Source organism: Paraburkholderia sp. CHISQ3, assembly GCF_030464945.1.
Taxonomy (GTDB): domain Bacteria; phylum Pseudomonadota; class Gammaproteobacteria; order Burkholderiales; family Burkholderiaceae; genus Paraburkholderia; species Paraburkholderia megapolitana.
The window spans coordinates 129,540-149,562 of record NZ_JALPRG010000005.1 but is presented as its reverse complement, the minus strand read 5'-3'; the positions used below and the strand labels follow the sequence as shown (position 1 = coordinate 149,562).

Annotated in this window: 20 protein-coding genes; 4 read left to right on the top strand and 16 right to left on the bottom strand. The window is 62.8% G+C overall.

Translation table 11 applies throughout. The features are described 5' to 3' along the window. The first annotated feature begins 77 nt into the window (after nucleotides 1-77). Nucleotides 78-1,199 (top strand): ATP-binding protein, encoded by a 1,122-nt coding sequence (locus tag M0D65_RS13345; RefSeq protein WP_266253405.1) that lies wholly within the window; start codon nucleotides 78-80, stop codon nucleotides 1,197-1,199. Nucleotides 1,200-1,242: 43 nt separating this feature from the next. Here the strand turns inward: M0D65_RS13345 and M0D65_RS13340 are convergent, their stop codons facing one another. Next, nucleotides 1,243-3,684 carry a patatin-like phospholipase family protein gene (locus tag M0D65_RS13340; RefSeq protein WP_266253086.1) on the bottom strand — a complete coding sequence of 814 codons (2,442 nt, stop codon included), beginning with the start codon at nucleotides 3,682-3,684 and terminating at the stop codon, nucleotides 1,243-1,245. A gap of 104 nt (nucleotides 3,685-3,788) precedes the next feature. Next, a complete protein-coding gene (locus M0D65_RS13335) occupies nucleotides 3,789-5,081 on the bottom strand; it encodes an APC family permease (protein WP_266253084.1) in 1,293 nt (430 codons plus the stop codon). 138 nt (nucleotides 5,082-5,219) lie between these two features. On the opposite strand from M0D65_RS13335, the gene M0D65_RS13330 reads away from it, so the two are divergent. After that, nucleotides 5,220-6,152, top strand: a complete 933-nt coding sequence (locus tag M0D65_RS13330; protein ID WP_266253083.1) for a YafY family protein — start codon at nucleotides 5,220-5,222, stop codon at nucleotides 6,150-6,152. Between the two features lie 57 nt (nucleotides 6,153-6,209). Here M0D65_RS13330 and M0D65_RS13325 read toward each other — a convergent pair whose 3' ends face one another. The 5 genes from M0D65_RS13325 to M0D65_RS13305 all read right to left on the bottom strand — a co-directional run bounded on the left by M0D65_RS13325 (nucleotide 6,210) and on the right by M0D65_RS13305 (nucleotide 10,720). Next, complete coding sequence (locus M0D65_RS13325; RefSeq protein WP_266253081.1) at nucleotides 6,210-6,647, bottom strand: CHRD domain-containing protein; 438 nt, start codon at nucleotides 6,645-6,647, stop codon at nucleotides 6,210-6,212. Between the two features lie 163 nt (nucleotides 6,648-6,810). Further along, nucleotides 6,811-7,731 carry an anti-sigma factor gene (locus M0D65_RS13320; RefSeq protein ID WP_266253079.1) on the bottom strand — a complete coding sequence of 307 codons (921 nt, stop codon included), beginning with the start codon at nucleotides 7,729-7,731 and terminating at the stop codon, nucleotides 6,811-6,813. 154 nt (nucleotides 7,732-7,885) lie between these two features. Then, nucleotides 7,886-8,791 (bottom strand): anti-sigma factor, encoded by a 906-nt coding sequence (locus tag M0D65_RS13315; protein ID WP_266253077.1) that lies wholly within the window; start codon nucleotides 8,789-8,791, stop codon nucleotides 7,886-7,888. After that, nucleotides 8,788-9,333: an RNA polymerase sigma factor gene (locus tag M0D65_RS13310; RefSeq protein ID WP_091007736.1), complete on the bottom strand. Its 546-nt coding sequence runs from the start codon at nucleotides 9,331-9,333 to the stop codon at nucleotides 8,788-8,790. The genes M0D65_RS13315 and M0D65_RS13310 overlap by 4 nt, the downstream gene beginning before the upstream one ends. Before the next feature lie 289 nt (nucleotides 9,334-9,622). Next, complete coding sequence (locus M0D65_RS13305; protein WP_266253075.1) at nucleotides 9,623-10,720, bottom strand: TIGR03118 family protein; 1,098 nt, start codon at nucleotides 10,718-10,720, stop codon at nucleotides 9,623-9,625. 360 nt (nucleotides 10,721-11,080) lie between these two features. Here M0D65_RS13305 and M0D65_RS13300 point away from each other — a divergent pair, with 360 nt between their 5' ends. Next, nucleotides 11,081-11,617 carry a DUF3455 domain-containing protein gene (locus M0D65_RS13300; RefSeq protein ID WP_266253074.1) on the top strand — a complete coding sequence of 179 codons (537 nt, stop codon included), beginning with the start codon at nucleotides 11,081-11,083 and terminating at the stop codon, nucleotides 11,615-11,617. Between the two features lie 40 nt (nucleotides 11,618-11,657). On the opposite strand, the gene M0D65_RS13295 is transcribed toward M0D65_RS13300, so the two are convergent. The 7 genes from M0D65_RS13295 to M0D65_RS13265 form a co-directional block, all read right to left on the bottom strand. After that, nucleotides 11,658-12,035, bottom strand: coding sequence for a copper resistance protein CopC (locus M0D65_RS13295; protein ID WP_266253072.1), 378 nt, complete (start codon nucleotides 12,033-12,035; stop codon nucleotides 11,658-11,660). A 2-nt stretch (nucleotides 12,036-12,037) separates the two neighbouring features. After that, nucleotides 12,038-12,961, bottom strand: a complete 924-nt coding sequence (locus M0D65_RS13290; protein ID WP_308076662.1) for a hypothetical protein — start codon at nucleotides 12,959-12,961, stop codon at nucleotides 12,038-12,040. 100 nt (nucleotides 12,962-13,061) lie between these two features. Continuing rightward, nucleotides 13,062-13,442: a DUF2946 domain-containing protein gene (locus M0D65_RS13285; protein WP_266253070.1), complete on the bottom strand. Its 381-nt coding sequence runs from the start codon at nucleotides 13,440-13,442 to the stop codon at nucleotides 13,062-13,064. 59 nt (nucleotides 13,443-13,501) lie between these two features. Further along, nucleotides 13,502-14,302 (bottom strand): family 1 encapsulin nanocompartment shell protein, encoded by an 801-nt coding sequence (locus M0D65_RS13280; RefSeq protein WP_266253069.1) that lies wholly within the window; start codon nucleotides 14,300-14,302, stop codon nucleotides 13,502-13,504. Then, nucleotides 14,295-15,365 (bottom strand): Dyp-type peroxidase, encoded by a 1,071-nt coding sequence (locus M0D65_RS13275; protein WP_266253068.1) that lies wholly within the window; start codon nucleotides 15,363-15,365, stop codon nucleotides 14,295-14,297. The genes M0D65_RS13280 and M0D65_RS13275 overlap by 8 nt, the downstream gene beginning before the upstream one ends. Before the next feature lie 154 nt (nucleotides 15,366-15,519). Beyond that, nucleotides 15,520-16,512 (bottom strand): DMT family transporter, encoded by a 993-nt coding sequence (locus M0D65_RS13270; protein WP_266253066.1) that lies wholly within the window; start codon nucleotides 16,510-16,512, stop codon nucleotides 15,520-15,522. Nucleotides 16,513-16,543: 31 nt separating this feature from the next. Then, entirely contained in the window at nucleotides 16,544-17,173 is a 630-nt protein-coding gene (locus M0D65_RS13265) for a TetR/AcrR family transcriptional regulator (RefSeq protein WP_266253403.1), read from the bottom strand. 97 nt (nucleotides 17,174-17,270) lie between these two features. On the opposite strand from M0D65_RS13265, the gene M0D65_RS13260 reads away from it, so the two are divergent. Continuing rightward, nucleotides 17,271-18,182 carry a LysR family transcriptional regulator gene (locus M0D65_RS13260; protein ID WP_266253065.1) on the top strand — a complete coding sequence of 304 codons (912 nt, stop codon included), beginning with the start codon at nucleotides 17,271-17,273 and terminating at the stop codon, nucleotides 18,180-18,182. Nucleotides 18,183-18,236: 54 nt separating this feature from the next. Here M0D65_RS13260 and M0D65_RS13255 read toward each other — a convergent pair whose 3' ends face one another. After that, nucleotides 18,237-18,908: a peroxiredoxin-like family protein gene (locus M0D65_RS13255; RefSeq protein ID WP_266253064.1), complete on the bottom strand. Its 672-nt coding sequence runs from the start codon at nucleotides 18,906-18,908 to the stop codon at nucleotides 18,237-18,239. 212 nt (nucleotides 18,909-19,120) lie between these two features. Beyond that, nucleotides 19,121-19,987 carry a PTS sugar transporter subunit IIA gene (locus tag M0D65_RS13250; protein WP_266253063.1) on the bottom strand — a complete coding sequence of 289 codons (867 nt, stop codon included), beginning with the start codon at nucleotides 19,985-19,987 and terminating at the stop codon, nucleotides 19,121-19,123. Nucleotides 19,988-20,023 lie beyond the last annotated feature (36 nt).

Genomic DNA, 20,023 nt, shown 5'->3' with positions numbered 1-20,023 from the left:
CGGGCGGTGACCGGCCGGAGTCGCCGGAGGTTGCGGGTCCGCTCGTCGTGACCCAGCCACCCCCGCCGCCCGTGACCATGACTGCCGCCGAGCGAAAACTCACTCCCTGCCGATACCTCAAATGGCGCTGGCTGCGCTTTCGCCGCTCGTGGACCGACACGCGCGCCGACCGTGTGCCGAGCTGGTCGCGTCTGTATGTCCGCGTTTATACGCGGCTGCTCGTGCTTGGGCTGCTGGTCCTCGCCGTGCCGCTGCTGGCGTTGCTGCGCGAGCTGGGCGTAGACGTCGTGTGGCATGCGTTGCGTGCGTTGCCCGGCGGCGAGACACTGGTTGCGCTGGTGGTGTTCGGTACGCCTGCGTTAGCTGCCTATGGCTGGATGCGGCCGGTCTGGCTCGATCTCGTGATGGTTCGCGAGCGCGCCATCGATTTCACCGGCGGCCGTTTCAACACGCGTGCACGCGAATCGCATAGCGTGATCATCGGGCCGCTGGCCCGTACGCTGAACGCGCTGGCCATGCGCATGGAGCGGCTGATCGCCGCGCAGCGCGAACTCACCAACGGCATCTCGCACGAACTTCGCACGCCGCTTGCCCGCGTGCGTTTTGCGCTGGAAGTGCTGCGCGAACCGGCATCGGCCGCCGAATACGAAAGCGCGCTGGCAAGCATCGGCCAGGACGTCACCGAACTCGACGAGCTGATCGACATGAGCCTCACGTACGCACGGCTCGAATACAGTTCGCTGCAATCGAATCTCGAACCGACGGTGCTCGCGGTGTGGTTCGACGGCCAGATCAACGATGCGACGCTGCTCTATACCGGGCGCGAAATCGTTGCGCAGGTCGAGATCGATCGTTTGCTGCGCGTTGCGATGGACAAGCGTTTGATGTCGTACGCGATGCGCAACCTGCTGCGCAACGCGAGCAAGTATGCGCGCTCGCGCATCATCGTCGGTCTTGCGCTGCGGCACGGCAACGTCGAGATCTTCGTCGAGGACGACGGCGTTGGTATCCCGCTTGAAGAGCGCGAACGCATCTTCGACGCATTCGTGCGGCTCGATCGACAGACCGGCGGCTACGGTCTCGGGCTCGCGATTACGCATCAGGTGCTGCGCGCGCATCGCGGGCGGATTGTTGTGACCGATCCGCTCACGTTGTCCGGTGCGCGCTTCGAAATGAGCTGGCCGGCCGGGAGTGCGTGAAGGGAGCATGTGAAGCAACGCGCGGCAGCGAGCCGCGCTTTGCCTAGTAGATGTGACCCAACTGGAAGTAAAAGTTGTAGCGTCCGCCCGGTGCGAATGCGACACCGAGGTAGACCGGGCCGAACGAACTGGTGACACTGGTGAACAACGTGGCGCCGAGCTTGAGCGGTCCTTTACCGGTGCCGACCAGATTGTTGTTGCTGGAGGTGGCGTTGTTCCAGACGTTACCCGCTTCGAGACTGACACCCGCGAAGAGTCCGCGGATCACTGACGTGTTAAAGGTTGCGAGCTGGTTCATATAGGTCACCTGGCCGTAGTACATCGTGCTGCCGGCGAGCTGGTCAGCCGCGTAGGCAGAGAGGTGCTGGAAGCCGCCCAGGGTGAAGCCGAATGGATTAACCTGGTTTGTGCCACCGTAATCGTTGCCACCTTCTATGCTCGCGCTGAAACTGTGCCGCCCGATGCTGGCAGCAACCAGTCCCTTGCCGTAGATCTCGGTGTAGTTGGCGTTGCTGTACGTCGGGTTGCCGTTGTCGTCCTGAACCTCGTTGTTGCTGCCCCCGCGCAGCGATCGTTCTACCCGCAGATCGACGAAGTATCCCTTGCGGGGAAAAAGCGGATCGTCGAGCTGGTCGACGACAAGCCGCGCGTGTGCGTTGATCTGTCGCCCGTAGTAACTGGGGAACGCGCTGCCTGGGACGATGTTGCCCTGATCGTCGGTGTTGGGGAAGTTATAGACGGCTGATCCATAACCATGTGCGTACTCGACACCGACCCGGAAATCGCCGAATGTGGACAACGGCACACCGAGATCGAGACCCGCACGCTCCGTCTGCTGGTGATACTGCGTGAGCCTGAAACTGGTATCCGGAAAGTACAAGTTGATGTACCGGCGCTCGAAGCTGAGATAAGGCGCGACGTAATAGCCGAACTTGTCGGAGAGCGGCTGGCGCAACTCTGCATGTGTGTTGATCAGATCGCTGCCCACCGTCGCGTCGACGCGACCTTCGAGTCCGGACGACGTGATCCACGGCCGACGGTAACCGATATGCATCCGGAAGCCGCCTTCATCGGTGGAACTGCTCGACAGCCCGAGACCAAACAGCAGGAAATTCGGTCCCCACGATTTTTCTCGAGCATCGACGATAAGCGTGTGCTGATCCCCATCGCTAATCAGCTGCTGCGACACGCTTTCGAAGTCGCCAGCGGTCGTGAGTTTGATCAAATTCTTGTTCAGTGCCACTGGATCGTAGACATCGCCGGGCTGCACATGCAGCGCGTCACGGATGCGTTTTTCCGGAACCCGACCCGGCGACGCAATCTCGATCTGTGTAATACGGATCGGCCCCGTTGGCTGTACGTTGTGTGCCGCGCGGTACTCCGCGTATTGCTGCGGCGACAGCGCGAGGTGCTGGAGCGCCGGCAGCGCGGCACGCGCAGCAGCTTCGCCCGCGGCGATCGCCTGGCTCGCGTTGGCGAAGTCGGTAAAGCTCAGCGCACCGAGCTGCGGTTCGACGAGGACATCCTGTGGCCCCAACTGCTTGCGCTGCATCGCGACGTTCTGATGGATCAGGATGCCGATCATCTGCTGCGCGACATCGGCGGGTGATGCAAGCGCATCGAGCGGGCGCAGCGGCGAACCGATGTCCACAGCGATCACGACTTTCGCGCCCATGTCGTGCGCGGTCTGGATCGGCAGATTGCTGACGAGACCACCGTCGACCAGTGTGCGGCCGTTCACATCGGCGGGCGCGAACAGACCCGGCAGCGCCATGCTCGCGCGAATCGCGAGCGGTAGCGAACCCTGATCGAGCGTGACCATCTGGCCGGTGCGCAGGTCGGTGGCGATCGCGCGGTAGGGGATTGGCAGTTTGTCGAACGGCTGGTTGGCCGGCACCGCGGCGGTCCAGTCCTGCAACAGCGCCTGCAGACGATTCCCCTGCACGAGGCCGGCGGGCAGCCTGAAACCGTTGGCGCCGAAACCAAACGACAGGCTGTTCACATACAGGCGCTCGTCTTCGCGCCGTGCCTGCGGCAGGTCGGCCCGGGCGGTGACGTCGAAGGCGATATCCGCGAGATTGACCGACGCGAGGCGGTCCTGCATTTCCTTCGCGGTCATGCCGCTCGCATACAGACCACCGACCACCGCACCCATGCTGGTTGCCGCGATGCAGTCGACGGGAATGCGATTTTCTTCCAGTACTTTCAGCACGCCGAGATGCGCATAGCCGCGCGCGCCGCCGCCTGACAGCACGAGGCCTACCGACGGCCGGTTCGGCTCGCCTGCGGTGGCGTGGCAGGCGTTGTCGTCGGCCAGCGCGCACTGGGTAAAAGCGATACAGCCGAACGCAATCGAGGCAGCTAACGCCCTGCGAGCCACCGCGCGCGTCGCGTGTCGGCGCGAGTGAGCGAGCCGGGCAGATGTTTCACGCGTCGCTTCGTCAAGCGACACCTCTGCTGTTATGTGCGCCGACTGTCGAATCATCTGCAGTGTCAAGCCCGGAGAAAATACGGAAGATTACATGGTTTTCGGGCCTTTAATAAGCGTCACTGGGGGCGCGCGCGAATGCGTGTGCCAATCCGTGGGGATCAAGCGGCGCCGGCTTCGGTGGCGCGGCCGCGCAAACGCAGATAGAGCAGCGCGCAACCGGTGACCGCAAGCGGCCACAACAGATACCAGCCGGTTGCGACACACAGGCCGGCTACTGCAACCAGCGCGATCCACGCGCACCGCCAGGCCCAGCTGCCGCGCGGCAGCAGCCTGACGGCCGCCGCGGTGCCGAGCGCGTAGACCGTGACAAACGAGCCGGTGGTCAGCAGCACCAGTGGCTTTGCTCCGACGCCCGCCAGCAGGACCACTACGAGTGACGCGATCGCGAGCGTGGCAACGACGGCGAGGCTGCGCCGCGGCACATCGCCTGCCAGGCTGCCGTGCGCGAGCCACGCGGGCAACGCACCGTCGCGACCGAGCGCAGCGCCAAGCTTGGCGGCGCCGGCGAAGTAGGCGTTCATCGTGCCGAGCGTCAACAGCAGCGCGGCGGCTGCGGCCAGTATTTGCACATTGCCGCCGAGCCCGCGCGCGAGCAGTTCCGCGAGCGGCGCGCTCGCCGTGCCTGCGGCCGGTCCGAGCACCAGCACGCTGGCAACGGCGACCGCCATATACAGCACACCGACGATCGCAACCGCGATGCCCGCCGCGAGCGGCAGGTCGCGCGCGGGACGACGAAACTCCGCGGCCAGATGGGTGATCGCTTCCCAGCCCGCAAAACTCCAGACCAGCAAGGCGGCGGCCGGCCCGATCGCGAGCCAGCCGTGCGGCGCGAACGGATGCAGGTTCGCGAGCCGCGCATGCGGCGCCGATGCGACGACAGCGGCAAGCAGCAACGCAACGAGTAGTGCGGCCAGCACGAGTTGCAGTCGCCCTGAAACCGTGACGCCGAATGCGTTGGCGGTCGTCACGGTCAGCATCAACGCTGCGGCAGTGATGACGACGGTCGTCTGGCCGCCTCCGAGTGCCGCAGCGACATAAGCGCCACCGAACATCGCTGCAGCCGGCGCGCCCGCCGGCACCGCGAAATAGAAACACCAGCCGACCACGGCGGCGACGCGCGGACCGAATGCATTGCGCACATAGGTCGAGACTCCGCCCGCATCGGGATAGCGTGCGCCGAGCGCGGCGAAGGTCGCGGCGAGCGGCACCGACAGCATGACCAGTCCGAGCCACGCGAGCAGCGACGCCGGGCCGGCGACTTCCGCAGCGAGCGACGGCAGTGCGATCACACCGGTGCCGAGCACGGCGCCGACATACAGCGCGGCGCCCTGCAGCACGGTCAACTGACCGGCTTGAGTGGACGGGTTCGATTCGGACGAGGTGCGGGTCATGCGTACGACTCCGGAGTAGAGCGCGGGCGGCAGGTTCGCCGGTTGCAGGGAGAGTCATCGTTATACTGGGCAATAGCTGACAACCTGTGTCAGGAATTCGACGAGAGGCTGAGATTGCGTACGAGCCGGCTGGTTTCGATGATGCTTCTGCTGCAGATGAAGGGGCGCGTAACCGCCGAGACACTCGCCGAGCAGTTCGAGGTGTCGGTGCGTACCGTCTATCGGGACATCGAGCAACTCGGTGCGGCGGGCGTGCCGGTCTATGCCGATCGCGGGCCGGGCGGGGGCTTCGCGTTGCTCGACGGCTATCGTGCGCGGCTGACCGGTATGACGCGGGCCGAAGCCGAGACGCTGCCGATTGCCGGACTGGGCGGCGCCGCCGAAGATCTGGGGCTTGCCGATCAATTGCGGGCCGCGCAACTGAAGCTGGTTTCCGCGCTGCCGGACGCCGCGCCGAACGCGTCGAGGATCGGTTCGAGACTGCATGTCGACCCGGTTGCGTGGTACCGACGGCCCTCCGCCGCGCCGCTGTTGCCGCTGCTGGCAAGCGCGGTATGGGAGCAAAAGCGTGTCTCGATGCACTACGAAAGCTGGGACAGCGGCGGTCGGCGTATTCGCGAGCCGCTCGGTCTCGTACTGAAAGCCGGCGACTGGTATCTGCTCGCGCGTGCGCGCACGCAGATGCGCATCTACAAGGTCGCGAGCATGACGCAACTGGTCGTGCTCGACGAATCGTTCGAGTACCCGCCGCAATTCGATCTGCGCGCCGAGTGGTCGGCGGCTGTGGTCGCTTTTGAGCGGAGTCTGCTGAAGGGTATGGCGCGCTTGCGTGTCGCGCCGCGGGGGATGGCGCGCCTCGAGCGGCTCGGCGCGGCGGCACTCGACCAGGCCTGCATCGGTGCGCCAGATGCGCGTGGCTGGCGCGAGGTCACGCTGCCGGTTGAATCACCCGATTTCGCCGCCGAGCAATTGCTGGGGCTAGCCGGATATGTCGAAGTGATTGAGCCGCGCGCGCTGCGTACGCGGCTACGAGGTCTTGCATTGCGCGTGGCGAAACTGAATGCGAAGTGAATGCGACGTGAGTGGGACCTGAGTGCAGGCGCCGATAGCACAGCGCCCGCGTACGTATTACTTCGCTGATTCGACCTGACCGCGAATTTCACCGCCGGGGTTCTTCGCCGTATGGACGTTGAAATACCAGTTGCCCGCGAGCAGATCTTTTTCCTGCGCGTCGGTGAGCGTGGCATGACCGTCGATCGGGCTCGGCAGATCCTTCGCGGCGATCGGGATCACGACGCCTGCGTTCTTGCCGACCGGTGCAGGGCCGTGAAAGTGAGCCATCGTCGCGGGGCCGGTCAGATCCGAATAGACGACATGCCACTGCAAATCTTTCGTCGATGTGTCGTAGGTGCCGGTCAGTTGCCCGTGACCGTCGCTGGTTTTGGCCGGCACTTCGGATGCGGCCTTCAGGTCGGCGTGCAGGTTGACCGTGTCGGCAAGCGCGAGGAGCGGCGAGCCGAGACCGAGCGTCAGTGCGATCAGGGGAATGCTGTGCGTCAGTTTCATGATTTCTTCCGTGGTCGATTTCGATGAGGGGGGTTCTCGTTCGGCCGGTGTTCTGCCGTCCGATTCGATAACGGGCATGTAGCAAACGTTATTCCATCAAGCGTCGCTTTTCTTTGTGACATGACGTCGGGGCTGCACATCCTGCTGGATGTGCGCTTCATGTTTAGCCCACATGCGGCGCGCGCCCCGGCAGGGCAGCGTCGCCAAACAGCGAGTCGACCTGATTGCCGGAGATGCGCTTTGCAAGCGCCGCGAGATCGACCTGATCGGGCTTGCCGATCAACGCGTAGCCAAGTTCCGCTTGCCGCCAGGTGACGACGTTCATGCTGTCGATACGTCGTTCGGCGACGGCCTGGTCCGGCTTCGTCTCCTTCATTACGCACAGGGCAACGGGCGCACCTTGCTGCGGCAAATAGACGATCTGCACGAGCGCCTTGTCGCCGAAACGTAGCCGCTGGACGCGCTTGAACGTGAGACCCGCGGCACGCAGGTCGGGAATGTTGACGGCCAGGCCGTCTTCGCTGCGAATCTCGTCGAGGGTCTTCTTCGACAGATCGGCGTTGCCGTCCACGTACTCGAGCGTGTCGCGCGAATAAAGCTGCTGATAGCCGGCTGCTGCGACGACCCAGGAGCGCGCGCTACCTTCATTCCCCACCGATCCCGACTGCAAGCTAGCCGCCGCACCTGGTCCAAGCCGCAGCACCGCACCGCAAACAAATGCGCCGGCGACAAACGCGACGGCGAGCCACGCGGGCGCAAAGCGCAGCCGCGAACGCACCGGTGCCGCGGGCGCGGCGCCGGGAACCTGCGGCATGACGGGGTCGTTGGCGCCGGACTGGGGCGTACTGTCTTTCTGGGCCGCTGCGCGGGCCAGATCGTCGATTTTCTGCGCAAGCCCGGCCGGCACCGGCGGCAGTTTTTGCCGGGCAAACGCCTCGCGATACGGTAATTGCGAGGCGTGCAGCAGCGCAACCTGCTCCGCGACATCCGGCGACGACCGCAGCGCCTGTTCGATTTCCGCGCGCTCGTGCGCCGGCAATTCGCCGTTCACATAAGCCAGCAGCTGGATTTCGTCCGGTTTCATAAGACGGCGCTATTTCTCTGTGCGGATGGATTCAATGCTTCGCTCTTCTTCGTTCTTGCCATCGATGGTCTGATCGATGCTTCCTTACGAATTGAAAACACTTCGGCGCGCGGATTTGTTCCAGCGCGCCGAGGTTATTTTCGAAGGGCGATTTTCAGGCGTCCGGCGATGTCCAGGACGCGGCTGTCGGCCCGGCTGTTGCGCCGAACAACGGGTTGGTGCCGTGCCCCGCAATCTGCCTGCCGATCGATTCGAGGTCGATGTCGCTTACGTTGCCGAGCAGCGCGTAGCCCACTTTCGCCTGGCGCCACGTTATCACATGCATCGAATCGACCGTCCTTGCTGCCACCGCGGCATCGGGCTTTGGATCGCCGATCACGCACAGCGAGACAGGTGGCCCTTTGCGCGGCAGGTAGACGATCTGCACGAGCGGCTTGTTGTTGAAGTTGAGCCGCTGGATCGCCTTGAACTGCAAACCGGCGCTGCTGAGGTCGGGTACGTTCAGTGCGAGATGGTCCTTTGCGCGGATCTCGTCGATGATGCTTGCCGTACGCTGCGGATCGACCGGCGTATAGGCCACGGTGTCGCGCGTATAGAGGCGCTGGTAACCGGCCGCGGCGGCAACCCATGGTGACATGCCGTCGCCGGCGGTACCGATCAGCGGGCCCGTGCGCAACACCAGGCCGGCACAGAATGCACCGGCCACGCACGCCGCGGCGAGCCATACCGGGACGCCGCGCAAACGCGAGCGGACGGGGGCGGCTGCGGGCGTGGTTGTGGCGGTGGGCAGCACACCGGTGGCTCGATCGGCGTTTGCGGCCGTATGAGTCACCCGGTGTTGCTGGACCAGTGCGTCGACGTTCTGCGCGAGCGACGCGGGCACCGGCGGCAGTTTCTGCGCGGCGAACGCGCGCCGATAGTCGAACTGCGATGCGCGCAACATCCTGACGAATTCGGCCGCTTCGTCCGAACCGGCGACGAGCGTTTCCACTTCGGCGCGCTGCGTCGGCGGCAGTTCGCCGTCGACATAAGCCAGCAGTAAGGTTTCGTCGATTGTCATGCGATCGAGTCCTTACGTTGGGTCGCGCCGCGCGGTGCTTCATCGCGCGTGGCGAATTGCGCGCCGATTGCCTGGCGAGCGCGCGACAGCCGGCTCATCACGGTGCCGATCGGGACTTCGAGCGCATCGGCGGCTTCCTGGTAGCTTAAGCCCTCCACGGCCACGAGCAGCATCACGACGCGCTGCGCTTCGGGCAGACGCGCCACGGCGTCGATGATCTGCGCGTTCATGACCTGCGTTTCCGGCGTCTGTCCGCTCGGATCGGCGATGTTTTCGAGGAAGTCGTCGTCCCATTCCATGCTGGAACGCTTGCGCACGCTGCGGGCACGCAACTCGTTGATCCAGGTCGTGTGAACGATCGAGAACATCCAGCTGAGTGGTGCGGTACCGGGCTGCAATTGATGCGCCCGTTCGAGTGCGCGCACGCAGGCGCGCTGCACCAGATCTTCCGCATCATGCTGATCGCCGGCAATGCGCAGCGCGAACGCCCACAGCCGCGGCAGCATCTCGGGAAGCATGCTGGGTAAATCTACACCGGTCATCGACGTGTCTCTCCAGGTGTCCGAATGCGTCGTCTACCGGTTTTGTGCGCGTGAATGCGCGCGCCGGCATGACGTCGATGCCGGAGTTTAACGTGAGACCCGTGTTTTTGCCTGGCGCCGCAGCGACGCGCTGGTGGTAATTGCCTGGAGGACAGGTGCGGTGATGCGTTCCATGCTGGACACGACGCAGGTTGGCGCAGCGAATGGCTGCATGACCTGCGTCGCGTTGCTTTCATGAAGCCGACAACAGACTGTCGAACTAGCTGTTTATCGGGCTACGTTTTGAGCTTTACGGTGTCACGTCGAGGCGACCGTACACACCGGTCGTCGGCGTCGGGCCGGCCGCGAAGAAAAGCGTGTTGAGCGGCTGGTTGTCGACGTTGTTGCCGAATGCCATGCCCCAGATACCCGGTTGCTTGAACGTCGAACCACTCGTGCTGGTTAGCGCGCCGAGGAACTTGCCGCTATTTGGATCGAACGCATCGATCGTGCCGTCGCCGAAGTTGCCGACGAGCAGATCGTTGCTCGCCGCGCCGAAATTGGCGGGCGCGACTACGAGTCCCCATGGCGAATTGAGTGTGCCCGCGGTGGCAATGCGTTTGATGAGGTTACCGGCGGTATCGAAGGCATCGACGACGCCGTTGCCCGCACCGTTCACCTGCGTGTGTCCATCGGGACCGAGCAACGCGTAGCTGACGTACACGGTACCGCCGATCGCGGCGATGCCGAATGGCGACAGGCCCGCAGGCAATTGCGGATCGACGAACTTGCCGGCCAGTTGAATCTTGTTGAAGGACTTGTCGAACACATCGACTTTCTTGTTGTGGAAGTCGGTTGCGTATAACAGGTTCGCACCTGCGTTCACGCCGATCGCGAGGCCCTTGTAGACCGCTGCGCCTGCGCCGTCGTCGTAGGCGTTGACCGCTTGTGTCGGCAGGACCTTCGGCGACCATGCCGCGATCGTGCCGGCGTCGGTTGCCCACAGGAACACTGCATTGGCCGAGGCTCCACCGTTCGCGCTGATCTGGAAGTCGGTGCTCTTGTTGAACACGATGCCCGTGGGCCCCGCTGCCTGGCCCGCGGCATTCGGTGCAATCGTGACGACGAGCGACTGTACGACGCCGTTGCCGTCATACAGAGTCGACTTCTTCGTGTTGTTGTCGGACACCCACACCACACCGGTCGGATTGAAGGCGATGCCCCAGCCGTTTTTCAGATTCGGGTCGATGTTCGCCGCGGCGACGCTGCCGTCCGACACGAGTGTCGTAGCCTTGAATTGTGCCGGCATGGTTGGCGTCGAACTGTTGTCGCTGCTGCCGCACGCGGCGAGCGTGGCTGCCGTGATCGTGCACAGTGTGACGAGTACTGCGTTTCGATGCAGTTTCATGGTGAATTCCCAGTGGATGGATGTGTGTGCGGTTGCTCTACAGCGATGTCTCTGTGTCGCTGTCGCAGAGATGAGCTAACGCTATGGGTCGCAACGATCTGAGTGCTCGATGGTTTTTGCCGCGATTACTCGGTCGTCCTGTGCAAAACGTGCGGTGAGGCGGTTTATTCCGCGTTTATCGCAAAGACGTTTTCGATGCATCGCTGTTTGGAAACGTGCGGTTTATGCGCGTGAAAATAATCGACCGGTGATGGAATAGTTGCGGCATACCGGCTGTTATGCAGGTGCGTCTATGAAAGTCCAGCTGCTCATCCGCGGCTACAATCTCGCGTGCCATGTGGTTCATTCAAGGTGATAGTCATGTCCAGGAACAGTGTGCTGTTGGGTATTGCAACCGTCGTCGGTATATCGGTGTTGGGTGCGTGTACAACGATGCCAGCTACTTCCGCATCGACATCGGTATCGGCCTCGCCTTCGATCGATCCGCCGGCGCAGGCCCAGCGCGCGATGACGCTGGTGGCGTCGGGCGTGCAGATCTATTCGTGCGAGTACGATGCGCAGCATCGTCTGGGCTGGGTATTCAAAAGCCCGCAGGCCACGCTATTCGATGCGAGCGGCGAGGCTGTGGTCCGGCATGGCACGGGGCCGTCGTGGGAGGCGCAAGACGGTAGCCGCATCGTCGGGCACGTGCTTGCGCAGCGCGCCAGCGATACGCCGGCGAGCGTGCCGCAACTGCTGCTCGAAACGCACAGCACGTCGGGCAACGGCACGCTTTCAAACGTGCGGTATGTGCAACGCGTGAAGACCGTCGGCGGATTGATGCCGACGGCTTCTTGCTCCGCGGAGCATCAGGCAGGCAGCTCGCCCTATCTTGCCGATTATGTTTTTTATCGATAGGTACCGAAGGCGGCTGCCGTGAACATCGAACGCGCGTCGGCTACTTCACCGTGAACGCGTAGTGGCCCTGGGTGCGATGTCCATCCGCGGCGACAGCGATCCAGGCGACCGTATAGACGCCGGGCGTCAACGCGTTCAGACCCACCGACATGTGTTTCTGGTTCGCCGGATCGACGGTGGCTTTGCCGTTCGTGACCGCCTTACCTTGCGCATCGGTGACGGTGATCGAACTGAATGCCGGTTCGAGGCCATCGTCGAAATCGATCGCGACATCTTTCTGCGCAGCCGATACGGTCGCGCCCGCGCCGGGCACCTGGTGAGTCGGATACGCGTGCGCGTGTGCCAGTTGCGCTGCGCCCAGCAGCAATGCGGCAGCGAGGGCGTGCGCGGTGGTCAGGTTTGAATAGAGCGTTTTCATGATCAGAAGAGTGGTTTGCCGAGTGAGTTAGGGAAGATGTCGTCGAAGTACAGGTGGGCGTCGAGCAGCACGCCTACATGGTTGCCGCTCGCGCGATTGGCGGGAATCTGCGCTTCGATGCCGAACTGGCCGTAACGGTTGAGCCACAACACACCGGGGTTGATCGTGCCGGTGGTGTGGCCCGCGCATGCACCGGCCGTGCAGGTGCTCATCGGGAATTCGACGACGGGAATCAGGTTGCTCAACGGTTGCGGCAGCCCGAGATCTTTCACTTGCGATTGCAGGTAAGGGATGCTGTATTGCAGCGTCACGCCCCAGCCGAGCGAATTCGGCCCGTTATCCGACGACGCTGTCGTCAGGTTCGGACCGATCTGCCCGGTAATCGCAAACGGCCGCAGATAACCGAGACTCGCAGGCAGGTCGCCAAAGCCTTTGCCGAAATAAGCCGTGGGCGTGAAGGTCGAATACGAATTCGCAATCGATCTTGCACCGCTTCCACCAATCTCCGATTCGAGCCCGATCGACGCCATGAATTCGTGCGCCGCGTTCGCATACACCATGTACTTAACGCCTAACGTCACGTTGTCCCAGCCTTTTACCGAGCCGCCGTCCGGTGCGTTCTGGGTCACGTAGTTGCTGGCGACGCTGAACGCGAGGTTCTTCGTGATCAGCTTGTCCCACTCGTACGAGACGGTATTGACGTTGATCGTGTTGCCGTTGTCGTCGGTTGATTTGATGTGACCGAACTGCGTGTCGAATTCATCGCCGACGCCGGGGTCGTCCACGGTGAGCGTCGCGGGAAAGACGCGGTCGCCGACTACCGCGTGCGCCGATGCTGCCGGCGCGGTGACGAGGCAAGCCGCCGTGCCGGCCATCATCAATGCAGTGCGCGCAAGTGTGATGTGCCGCTTGAAAAGCGTGCGCATGAAGGGTTTCTCCTGTTGTCCTGAGGCGTCGTCCCGCATGCGCAGGACGACGGGCCGCTATTGCGTATGCAATGCGGCGAGTAAGTACGACAAGACGGGATCAGGAGAAAGCCGGAGGGGCCCTGGGCTGGGCAGCGGTGTAGACGAGAAGCGGGCGTATTTCGTGTTGAACGGCAAGCACGAGTGCCGGTGCCACCGAGCGGCTGGCCGCAAACGAAGTGGTTGTTCCGGGCAGCACCGGCAGATGCGCGAGCAAACCGCAATACGCGCAGGCTTGCCAGTGCAGCGCGGCACCGTGCGCCGGCGGGTTGTCCGGTTGCGACGCATTGGCGCTCGTGTCCGCCGAGCAATAAGTAGCGAGCGCCTGGCCCAGTCTGTCGTGCGACGCGAGCGCTTGCGAAATGGTCGGCGCAAGCGTGCTCATCAGGATTGCAAGCAATCCGAGCAGGCTGCCGAGTTTCAGAAGGCGGATGCGTGACATGCGGCTCGCGGCGCGAAGGGACAACGAAGTGTGCCGATTATGCCACGCGATTATTCGGCTCAGGTGCGGACAATCGCCACCGATGCTTCGGTTGTCAGCAGCAGGAACGTGAACGTTTCCTGCAGATACAACCGCACGGTTTCTTCGTTGTGGCTGAGATAGCCGATCGACAGGTCCTGGCCAATATGCAGCTCGAAGTCGCCGCCGCGCGTGGACAGCACGCAGCCACCCGCGATAGCCGGCGCCCAGATCACTTCGCCGTCGACCAGCCGGCGGATATGCCCAAGCACCGGGTAGCCCTGATCGCTGGCTTCGCCAAGCGCGGTGTACGCGTCCGCACCGAGCAACACCGAGTAAGGACCATCGACACCGGCAAGACGCAACTGCTCGAGCGCCTTCGCAATGGCCGCCGGGTAGTCGCTGACTTCGGCGGGCAGCGTCAACAGCGGATTCGACGTGCCTTCGCGAATCCCCACGATGCCCGCAGCCTTGTAGCCGTCGAAAATCGCCTGGTCTTCCGAATAGGCGAGCTGCGTTGCCGCGTCCTTTGCCGGTTGCCAGTCGGAATCGTTCGCGCCGCGCTCGACGTCATCGACTGCTTCGCGCCGCAACTCGAACGGCACGCGCAGTTCGACGACGACCTTGACCTCGCGTTGCCGCGCGGTCATGCCTTGCAGCGGCGCCGCGATATTGATCTGATGGCCGGTGCCGACCGCCGCGAGCGTCGAGCCGCCAGGACCCTTGAAATCGACCACACGTCTGCCCGCAACCGAGCGCCTGAAGGTTCTGGCCACTTCCTCTTCGATCTGTTCCCACGCCTCGGCGGAGATAGGAGCTAGCTCGCGGTGCAGATTATTCATGGCCGGATATTCCTTTGAGAGAACCGATGTTGAGCGATCCGTCGTCGTTCTGCACGGATGGCGAGGCGGGATTGGCGTTGTCGGGCGCAGAGGTTGCCGGGGGTTGTCCGCGCTCCGCGAGCGCTTCGAACAGCGCTTGCGACGGCACGAAGAACAGACCGCCAGTCACCGCGCGGCTAAAGTCGAGCAGACGGTCGTAGTTGCCGGGCGGACGACCGACGAACATGTTTTCCATCATCTGTTCGATCGGTTGCGGCGAGCGCGCATAGCCGATGAAATACGTACCGAACTCGCGCGAACCGGGCCTGCCGAACGGCATGTTGTCGCGCAGGATTTTCACTTCCGTACCGTTCTCATCGAGCGTGGTGAGCGAACTATGCGACGAGGTCGGTTTGATCGAGTCGTCGAGTTCGATGTCGGAGAGTTTCGTGCGACCGATGATGCGTTCCTGCGCTTCGACCGGCAGCGCGTTCCAGCCATCCATATCGTGCAGATATTTCTGCACGATGACATAGCTGCCGCCGGCAAACTCCGCGTCTTCGTCGCCGATCACGGTAAACGCAACGGCTTCGTCACCCTCGGGATTTTCAGTTCCATCGACGAAACCGACCATGCTGCGCATGTCGAAGTTGCGGAACCCGTGTACTTCGTCGACCGTCGTCACCGCCATGCCGAGACGTCCGAGCAGTTGCGTGGCCAGTTCGAAGCACAGGTCCATCCGGTCCGCGCGGATATGCAGCAGGAGATCGCCGGGTGTCGCGACGGCCACGCGGTCGCCCGAGCCGAATTCGCGGAACGGATGCAGGCCCGCCGGGCGCGGCGCGCCGAACAGCGCGTCCCATGCGGTGGAGCCGAAGCCGCACACGCACGACAAGCCGCCGCCCGGCACGCGTTTGCCTACGGCTCTGACCAGTGCGGCGACGTCGGCGCACCAGTCGCGGACGGTTTGATGACTGTCGGTATCCGGCGCAAGAGTCGCGACGATGAAGATCGCGCTTCGCGTAATGGGCACGGAGACAGCTTGTGGTGGAGAGGAGGTTCCGGATGCCGGGTTATTGTTCATCGCGTGGGAACGGGGTGACGTGGGAGTAGAGGGGCACGGGGTTCGACCGAATATAGCTTAATCAGCCGAAAAACGCCGCCCGATGTGCATCGAGGCGAACATCCTGGCATGTTCGCGTGACGTTCGTAAAGTGTGCGTGGCTCGTGGCCGGGTTTCACCGGGTGATCGAACGCTGCCGGGCTCGACGGCGCAGGTAGACATTGTTGAAGATCAGCGCGGCCCCCGTCATGCACGCTCCCGCGATTTGTGCGCGCGCCGGAATCACACCGGTCAGTGATGAAACGATGAATGTCGTGACCGGCAAGACGTCCATGAACAGCACGCCGTTAAGCGGAGTAAGAATCCGGTTGCCCATGTTCCAGAACAGGATCGCGATGAAACCCGCGACCGGCCCCATGTAAAGCAGGTGAGGGACGATGGCGCGCAATGCCGATGCGGAGGGTACGGCGACGACATGAAGCGCGAACAGCAGCACGTTGAGACCGACAATCGTGGTCAGTCCGAGCCATGTCGTCATCGTCGTGTATTTCAGCGCGGACCAGTTCCTGAAATGCGCCGCGCTGAACGTGTAGATCACCCAGCACAAGGCTCCGACAACAATGAGCGCATTCGCCGAGTAATGCTGCGGTTTGCTCAACGCCGCGGCGATATCCCCCTTCGTGACGACCAGCGAGACACCCGCGAACGACATCAGGATAAACAGAAACGAGAACAGCGGCGGCGCGCTCCTGCGCACGATCGAATTTACGAGCAGGCCCATCATCGGTTGAGTTGCCATCATGATCGAGGCGGTCAATGCGCCTTCGGGGCCGGCCAGCTGTTGGCCAAGAAATACGAACGAACCGAAGCCGCAAAACCCCACCGAGCCGAGCAACCAGGCGAGAGCAATCGATTCTCCATTTGCGCGGAGTGCACCGGCGCCTTCCTTGATTAGCAGCAGAACCAGAAACGCCGTGCCGGCGATCAGGTATCGCAGCGATGTGAACGTGAACGGGTCGATATGCGTCAGCGCATTCGTCATCACCGGGAACATGATGCCCATCAGTACCGTCGCGATCACGCACAGCAACACGCCCTTGCCGTAGAGGCGATGGCTCGACGCAGCAGCCATTGCCGATACCACCGGTAACTCGATTGGCTTATTCATGAATGATCGTTCCACAAATGGGCAAAAAATTTTAGACCAGCACACGCATCGTCATATCGACGATCGAAACCAGTTCCTGCTCCTGCGTGTCGATCTTTCCCAGCACGCGCATACCCTGGATAACGCATAACAGAAACATGCTGACAGCCTGTTCGTCGAGCGTGGTATTGAAGTCGCCGGTCTGCTGTCCGCGAACCACCGCGCCCGCCAGGTGCAAGGCGACGCGGCGCAGCGTGCTTTCGATATGCGGGCGGAGTGCTTCATCGGCGGGCAGTAGCTCGATGGCCGCATTCGTGATGAAGCAGCCGTACCGCCCCGATAGTTTTGCGGCGACCTGTGTGTAATACAGCAATGCATTGCGCAATGCTTCGCGCGGCGGCAAGTCCGCTTCCAGCCGTTCCTTCAGACGGGCTACGGCGCCTTGCGCATAGTGATCGAAGGCGGCGACGAGCAACCCGTGCTTGTCGCCGAACGCACTGTAGAGGCTCGCCCGAAAAAGGCCCGTCGACTGACACAAGGTTTCGATGGAGGTGGCGTTATAACCCTGCTCCCAGAAGACCTGACTGGCGGCTTGCGTGACTTCGTCGATATCGAACTCGCGAGGTCGTCCGCGTTCGGGCGGAGGCGGGGAGTGTCTGGCGGATGAAGAGGGTCGTGTCATGGTGACGCTGATATTAAGACCGTTCATTCTTTAAATCAAGCGATGCTGCCGTTTTCAGTGCTACCGTTGAGCCTTCGTTCAGCAGTGAGGCCCCGATATGGACCGCATGACAGCCATGGAAACGTTTGTCGCCGTCGTCGAGGCGGGGTCGTTCTCGGCCGCGGCGCGTCGGCTCGATGTGGGGCAGCCGGCCGTATCGAAGTCGATTGCGCAGCTCGAGGAACGGGTCGGTGCGCGCTTGCTGTTGCGTTCGACGCGTGGGCTCAACACGACAGATGCAGGCCAGCGCTTCTACGAACACGCCAAGGTTGCGATCGACGAAGCGGAAGAAGCGGAGCATGCGGCGAGGCAATCGTCGGAAAGTCTGTCGGGGCGGTTGCGCGTGTCGGCGGCGGTGACGTTCGCGCGTCTGCATATTTTGCCAGCGCTGAAGCGCTTTCTCGACGAACATCCGCAACTCGAGATCGACATCGTGCTCGACGACCGCAATATCGATCTGTTCGAAGAAGGCATGGACGTGGCGCTACGCATGGGTGCTCTCGACGACTCCGCGATGACCGCGCGGCGCATTGCCCGCAGCCCCCGTTTCGTTGTCGGTACCCCGGCCTATTTCGCCGAAGCCGGCGTGCCGGCGACACCGGCTGACCTGAGCGGGCATCAAGCCATCGTGTATTCGCAGCGCGGCGGAGGCGAGTCGTGGTCGTTTAGCCAGAACGGCAAGGAAGTCGCCGTGGTGGTGTCGGGCAGGGTGCGCGTGAGTGCTGCGGAAGGCATTCGCACAGCCGTGCTGTCCGATATGGGTATCGCCATCGCTTCGCAGTGGATGTTCGAACCGGAACTGGCCGACGGCACCGTGCGTGCGGTGCTGACGGACTGGCAGTTACCGCCGATAGACCTGTGGGCCGTGTTTCCGTCGGGGCGGCGCGTCACTTCGAAGGCGCGTGCGTTTGTCGCTTTTGTCGAAAGCGTGTTGTCCGGTGTGCCTCAGGCGGAAACCGATATTGCGTAGTTATCGGCTTGCGGCACACGGGGATTGCAGCAGTACGACTCGCGGAGAACGAGATCACGCCATCTGCGTCAGCTTTTTCAGAATCGGCAACATCTCCGACGGATCGGGACGACGTGTGTAGTCCGGGTTCACCTCGGAGTAGGCAACGATGCCATCCGTTCCGATCACGTAGCGCGCGGGCATCGGCAGCGTCCAGCCCGGATCGCCATTGATCGCAGGCAGATCGTTCTTGAGTTTCTTATACAGCTCGACCAGATAGTCGGGCATGGCAAAGCGTAGTCCAAATGCGTCCGCCGTCTCGTTGTGCGTGTCGCTGAGCACCGGGAAGCGCAGTTCGTTGACGCGCACCGCCTTGCGGCTGTTGACTTGCAACTGCGGCGAGATCGCCACCACGTTAGCCCCATAACGTTGCAGTTCAGGCAGCGCTTCGTTAAGCGCCTTCAGTTCGAGATTGCAATACGGACACCAGACGCCGCGATAGAACGTCACGACAAGCGGACCCTTCTTGAGCAACCCGGCCAATGAAACCTCGTTGTCCTCCTGGTCTTTCAGGTTGAAGTCCGGCGCGCGATCGCCGGCTTTCACGGCGCGGCTTGCCTGGCCGGTGGCGATGAGTTCGGCGGTGGCGCGCTCCATGATCGGGTGGATGTCCGCCGGTGCGTTATAGGGCGGTTTGCCGGCCTTGAAATCTGCCTTGAAAGCGTCGAGTTTGTCCTGAAGCGACATGATGTTCTCCGATGATTGAGTTGATGTCCGCTGCTGTCAGCCGTTATCCGGAGATAGAGTTCGCCGGCAAACCGGTTTTCGGTCGCGGCGCCTCGGTGGCTGTGCAGTTCGGCATGACTGCATGATCGGAGATGGACGAAACGACCGGTAGGCAGGCCGAAGGCATAACAGCCATTCCTGCGCGACATACCGGGACGTAGTCCCGGGCGGATTCAACCGCCGGCTACATCGTGCGATGCATCGTCCAGCACGCAATAGCCGGTGAAAAGATGACACACGGCCCGTGCATCGACACAGGCGTGCAGCTGCTCGCGGAAATGATGATCGCAGAAGTGCCGCGCGACATCGGCCAGCAGACGCAGATGCGCGCTGTTCGCCCATTGCGGCACGAGCAGCACGACCATATCGGTCACCGGGTGACCGTCCGGCGCGTCGAAGGAAATCGGCGTAGCGGGGCGCACGTATAACGCCAGCGCGTGGCGTAGCCCCTTGATTTGCCCGTGCGGCACCGCCACACCCTGGCCCAGTCCCGTCGAGCCGAGTGCTTCGCGTGTCTCGAGACCCGCCGTCACTGCTGCTGCCGATAACCCGTGGTGCTGTTCGAAGAAACGGCCGAGTTCGACGAAGAGTGTTTGCTTGTCGGCTACTTGGAGTCCGAGTAGTACATGGTCCTGGGTGATCAATTGCGCGAGCGTGTCGCCGCTGCTATCGGTGGGCGGAACGGATATGTCGTCGCGTGGCTCCTCGGCATGCATGAGGCCGCGCCAGACGCTTGTCGGTGTGTCGGGGACTTCCAGCAGTTGACCCAGTTCGGCGGCTGGAGCCAGATGCGCAACGCGTTGCAGTGCGCCGCTCACCGCTGTTTTCGGCAGATAGAGCGAGAGCCGCACGCGGCCTGTTCCAGGCAACGGTGCGATGCGGATGGTCCACGGCTGATCGGCGCAATCGCGGATCAACGCCTGACGTAACGGCGTGGCATGCTGCTCGTCGAGCGTCACATGAATGATCACGTTACGGCTTGCCGAGGGACGCGCTTGCGGTTGAAGCGGGCCTTTGCGGCTTCCGAGGAAACTCCGCATGCTTGTCATCGGGCGTGTCATATCACCACCGGTTTC

Bases quoted from the DNA above. Each gene is read 5' to 3' on its own strand.
- M0D65_RS13275 (WP_266253068.1), bottom strand. From the start codon at position 15,365: ATGAACAATAACCCGGCATCCGGAACCTCCTCTCCACCACAAGCTGTC.
- M0D65_RS13300 (WP_266253074.1), top strand. From the start codon at position 11,081: ATGTCCAGGAACAGTGTGCTGTTGGGTATTGCAACCGTCGTCGGTATA.
- M0D65_RS13305 (WP_266253075.1), bottom strand. From the start codon at position 10,720: ATGAAACTGCATCGAAACGCAGTACTCGTCACACTGTGCACGATCACG.
- M0D65_RS13265 (WP_266253403.1), bottom strand. From the start codon at position 17,173: ATGACACGACCCTCTTCATCCGCCAGACACTCCCCGCCTCCGCCCGAA.
- M0D65_RS13320 (WP_266253079.1), bottom strand. From the start codon at position 7,731: ATGAAACCGGACGAAATCCAGCTGCTGGCTTATGTGAACGGCGAATTG.
- M0D65_RS13345 (WP_266253405.1), top strand. From the start codon at position 78: ATGACTGCCGCCGAGCGAAAACTCACTCCCTGCCGATACCTCAAATGG.
- M0D65_RS13285 (WP_266253070.1), bottom strand. From the start codon at position 13,442: ATGTCACGCATCCGCCTTCTGAAACTCGGCAGCCTGCTCGGATTGCTT.
- M0D65_RS13315 (WP_266253077.1), bottom strand. From the start codon at position 8,791: ATGACAATCGACGAAACCTTACTGCTGGCTTATGTCGACGGCGAACTG.
- M0D65_RS13280 (WP_266253069.1), bottom strand. From the start codon at position 14,302: ATGAATAATCTGCACCGCGAGCTAGCTCCTATCTCCGCCGAGGCGTGG.
- M0D65_RS13330 (WP_266253083.1), top strand. From the start codon at position 5,220: ATGATGCTTCTGCTGCAGATGAAGGGGCGCGTAACCGCCGAGACACTC.
- M0D65_RS13340 (WP_266253086.1), bottom strand. From the start codon at position 3,684: ATGATTCGACAGTCGGCGCACATAACAGCAGAGGTGTCGCTTGACGAA.
- M0D65_RS13255 (WP_266253064.1), bottom strand. From the start codon at position 18,908: ATGTCGCTTCAGGACAAACTCGACGCTTTCAAGGCAGATTTCAAGGCC.
- M0D65_RS13310 (WP_091007736.1), bottom strand. From the start codon at position 9,333: ATGACCGGTGTAGATTTACCCAGCATGCTTCCCGAGATGCTGCCGCGG.
- M0D65_RS13250 (WP_266253063.1), bottom strand. From the start codon at position 19,987: ATGCGGAGTTTCCTCGGAAGCCGCAAAGGCCCGCTTCAACCGCAAGCG.
- M0D65_RS13270 (WP_266253066.1), bottom strand. From the start codon at position 16,512: ATGAATAAGCCAATCGAGTTACCGGTGGTATCGGCAATGGCTGCTGCG.
- M0D65_RS13335 (WP_266253084.1), bottom strand. From the start codon at position 5,081: ATGACCCGCACCTCGTCCGAATCGAACCCGTCCACTCAAGCCGGTCAG.
- M0D65_RS13295 (WP_266253072.1), bottom strand. From the start codon at position 12,035: ATGAAAACGCTCTATTCAAACCTGACCACCGCGCACGCCCTCGCTGCC.
- M0D65_RS13260 (WP_266253065.1), top strand. From the start codon at position 17,271: ATGGACCGCATGACAGCCATGGAAACGTTTGTCGCCGTCGTCGAGGCG.
- M0D65_RS13290 (WP_308076662.1), bottom strand. From the start codon at position 12,961: ATGCGCACGCTTTTCAAGCGGCACATCACACTTGCGCGCACTGCATTG.
- M0D65_RS13325 (WP_266253081.1), bottom strand. From the start codon at position 6,647: ATGAAACTGACGCACAGCATTCCCCTGATCGCACTGACGCTCGGTCTC.